The organism is Streptomyces sp. NH27 (assembly GCF_056859195.1).
Map to the genome: position 1 here is coordinate 1 of NZ_JACEGK010000695.1, position 3,355 is coordinate 3,355.

Annotated in this window: 3 protein-coding genes; 2 read left to right on the top strand and 1 reads right to left on the bottom strand. The window is 71.2% G+C overall.

The window, feature by feature from the left end; all coding sequences use genetic code 11:
- Positions 1–17: 17 nt before the first annotated feature.
- Positions 18–881 (bottom strand): 3-methyl-2-oxobutanoate hydroxymethyltransferase, encoded by an 864-nt coding sequence (gene panB / locus AC13HU_RS34540; protein WP_483045945.1) that lies wholly within the window; start codon positions 879–881, stop codon positions 18–20.
- 249 nt (positions 882–1,130) lie between these two features.
- Between panB and AC13HU_RS34545 the strand changes: the two genes are divergently transcribed.
- Both AC13HU_RS34545 and AC13HU_RS34550 read left to right on the top strand, forming a co-directional pair.
- Entirely contained in the window at positions 1,131–2,723 is a 1,593-nt protein-coding gene (locus tag AC13HU_RS34545; protein WP_483045946.1) for an MFS transporter, read from the top strand.
- Positions 2,720–3,355: TetR/AcrR family transcriptional regulator (locus AC13HU_RS34550; RefSeq protein ID WP_483045947.1), on the top strand; the 636-nt coding region annotated here is incomplete at its 3' end. The genes AC13HU_RS34545 and AC13HU_RS34550, both read left to right, overlap by 4 nt.

Below are 3,355 nucleotides of genomic sequence, written 5' to 3' on the forward strand. Positions count from 1 at the left end.
CCTCGGCGATATCGGCCTCAGTGGAAGGTGTGCTCCTGCGCCGGGAACTCCCCGCCCACCACGTCCTGCGCGTACGCCTTCGCCGCGTCGCCCAGGGTGCGGCGCAGGTCGGCGTACTGCTTGGTGAAGCGCGGCACCTTGCCGCCGGTCATCCCGGCCATGTCGGTCCACACCAGCACCTGTGCGTCGGTGTCCGGGCCGGCGCCGATGCCGATCACGGGGATCTCCAGCGTGCTGGTGATCTCGGCGGCGACCTCGCTCGGCACCAGTTCGAGCACCAGCGCGAAGGCGCCCGCGTCCTGCGCGGCCTTGGCGTCCTGCACCAGGCGGTGCGCCGCCTCGTCGCCGCGGCCCTGGACGCGGTAGCCCAGGGTGTGCACGGACTGCGGGGTCAGGCCCATGTGCGACATGACCGGGATGCCGGCCTCGACCAGTGCCTCGGTCTGGGCCAGCGAGCGCTTGCCGCCCTCCAGCTTCACCGCGCCGACGCCGGCCTCCTTCACCAGCCGGGTCGCGCTGCGCAGGGCCTGCACCGGGCCCTCCTGGTACGAGCCGAAGGTCAGGTCGCCGACGATCAGGGCCCGGCTGGTGCCGCGGACCACGGCGGCGGACAGCATCGTCATGTGGTCGAGCGTGACCGGCACGGTGGTGTCGTAGCCGAGGTGGCAGTTGCCCATCGAGTCGCCGACGAGCAGCACCGGGATGCCTGCCTCGTCGAAGACGGACGCGGTCATCGCGTCGTAGGCGGTGAGCATGGGCCACTTCTCGCCGCGCTCCTTGGCGGCACCCAGGTCGCGTACGGTCACCCGGCGGGTGCCGGTCCCGCCGTAGAGCGCCTTGGGGTTGTCGGCTGCCTTCTGGGCAGCCGGAAGCTGCGTCATGGTGACGGCTCCTTCATGTCATCTCGAGGCGCCCTGACGGCGTCCCCGGACCACCTCCCATGCTGGCACGCCGGGCGCCGCGCCGAAAGCCCTCCACGGCGCCCTGCGTGGGCAGAGGCGCCCCCCGGGGCCAGGGGCGCCCCCAGTGCCCGCGGCTTCTCCGCGGCGGCCCCGCGTCCCAGGGGACCGCTTTACCCGCGCTTTGCGATACGAGACGGGGCCGTATCGTAAATGAGGTACCCTCGTGTAATGGCCGCTGATGCGATTGTCACCAAAGTGCCCGAGGCGATCCATCGCCGACGCTGGGCGATTCTCACCGTCTTGCTGTTCAGCCTCCTGGTCGTGGTGCTGGACAACTCGATCCTCAACGTGGCGATGAAGACGATCGCCCAGCCCGCCCCGACCGGACTCGGCGCCAGCCAGAGCGAGTTGGAGTGGGCGATCAACTCGTACACCCTGGTCTTCGCGGGCCTGCTGTTCACCGCGGGGCTGCTCGGCGACCGGCTGGGCCGCAAAAAGGTGCTGCTCTTCGGCATGTTCGTGTTCGGCGCCGGCTCTGCGCTGTCCGCGTTCGCCGGCTCCGCGGGTGAACTGATCGCCTGGCGTGGCGTGATGGGCCTGGGCGGCGCGTTCATCATGCCCGCCACCCTCGCCATCATCATGAACGTCTTCGAGCGCGAGGAGCAGCCGCGGGCCATCGGCATCTGGGCCGGCGTGGTCGGCCTGGCCATCGCGGTCGGCCCGATCACCGGCGGCCTGCTGCTCCAGCACTTCTGGTGGGGCTCGGTCTTCCTGGTCAACGTGCCGATCGTGGTCGCCGCGCTGGTCGCGATGTTCATGATCGTGCCCGACTCCAAGGACCCGCGGCCCGGACGGCTCGACCCGATCGGCGTGCTGATGTCCATCGCCGGCCTGGTGCTGCTCATCTACGGCATCATCAAGGGCGGCCAGTACGGCGACTTCACCCGCCCCGAGGTGTGGGTCACCTCCGTGGCCGGCCTCGCCATCCTCTGCGGCTTCGTCTGGTTCGAGGCGCGCAGCAGCCACCCCGCGCTGGACGTCCGCTACTTCAAGAAGCGGCAGTTCTCCGCCTCGGTCGCCGCGATCGGCCTGGTCTTCTTCGCGCTGATGGGTGTGACCTTCTTCATCGTCTTCTACACCCAGTCGGTACGCGGCTACAGCGCCCTCCAGTCCGGCCTGCTGCTGCTCCCGCTGGCCGCCGCGCAGATGGTGTTCGCGCCGCGCGCACGGCTGCTGGTCGACAGGCTCGGCGCCCGGGCGGTGTGCGCCGGCGGCATGATGCTGACCGGGCTGTCCTTCCTCGGCTTCCTCATGCTCGGCCAGTCCACCCCCATCTGGGTGATGGAGGTGCTGTTCTTCCTGATGGGCACGGCGATGGCGCACGTCATGCCGCCCGCCACCGTGATGATCATGTCGTCGCTGCCGCGCGAGAAGGCCGGGTCCGGGTCCGCGGTCAACAACACCTTCCGGCAGGTCGGCGGCGCGCTCGGCGTGGCCGTACTCGGCTCGGTGATGTCCACCGTCTACCGCAACGGCATCAAGTCCCACCTCGGCAGCCTGCCCGTCGACAAGCGGCACGCGGCCGGCGAGTCGATCGAGGCGACCCTCGGGGTCGCCGACCGGCTCGGCTCGCGTGGCACCGCGCTGGTGCAGCCCGCCAACGACGCGTTCATCCACGCCATGCACGTCACGGCGGCCGCCTCCGCCGCGGTCGCGATCATCGGCGGTGTGGTCGCGTTCGCCTTCCTGCCGGCCAGGGCCGTACCGGCTCCGGCGGCCGGCGGCACGGACGAGCGGGAGATGGTGGGTGTGGAGCAGTGACGGACGGCGGTACGGAAGGCGATACGGCCGGCGGTGCGGCGGCCACGGCACCGCGCGGACGCCCGCGCAACGCGGCCGTCGACCGTACCGTCTGCGACGCCGTGCTGCGGCTGATCTCCGAGGGCACGTCGATCGACGACCTGACCATGGAGGGCATCGCGCGGGAGGCGGGCGTCGGCAAGGCGACGCTGTACCGGCGCTGGTCCGGCAAGGACGCGCTGCTGCTCGCCGTGCTGGCCACCGTCGACACGCCGCCGCCGGTCGGCCGCACCGGCAACCTGCGTGACGACCTGGTCTGCGCGGTCGAGTTCATCCGCCGGCACAGCCTCGCAAAGCGGGAGTCCGCGCTGCTGCGGACCATGGTGACGCAGGTGCAGAGCAACCCGGCACTGTGGAAGCGCTACCACGACACCGTCATCGCGAGCCGCCGCCAGATGCTCAGGGCGCTGCTGGAGCGCGGCATCGCCACCGGCCAGATCCGCCCCGAACTCGGCACCGACCTCGAACTGCTCTGCGACATGGTGTCCGGTCCCGTCCTCGCCCGCGCCACGCTCCGCCCGGACGCGCCGCTCCCCGAGGACCTCGCCGACCGCGTGGTGGACACCCTCCTCGACGGGATGCGCCCCCGCGAC

Excerpts from the sequence above, each read along its gene's own strand:
- panB (WP_483045945.1), bottom strand. The coding sequence starts at position 881 with ATGACGCAGCTTCCGGCTGCCCAGAAGGCAGCCGACAACCCCAAGGCG.
- AC13HU_RS34545 (WP_483045946.1), top strand. The coding sequence starts at position 1,131 with ATGGCCGCTGATGCGATTGTCACCAAAGTGCCCGAGGCGATCCATCGC.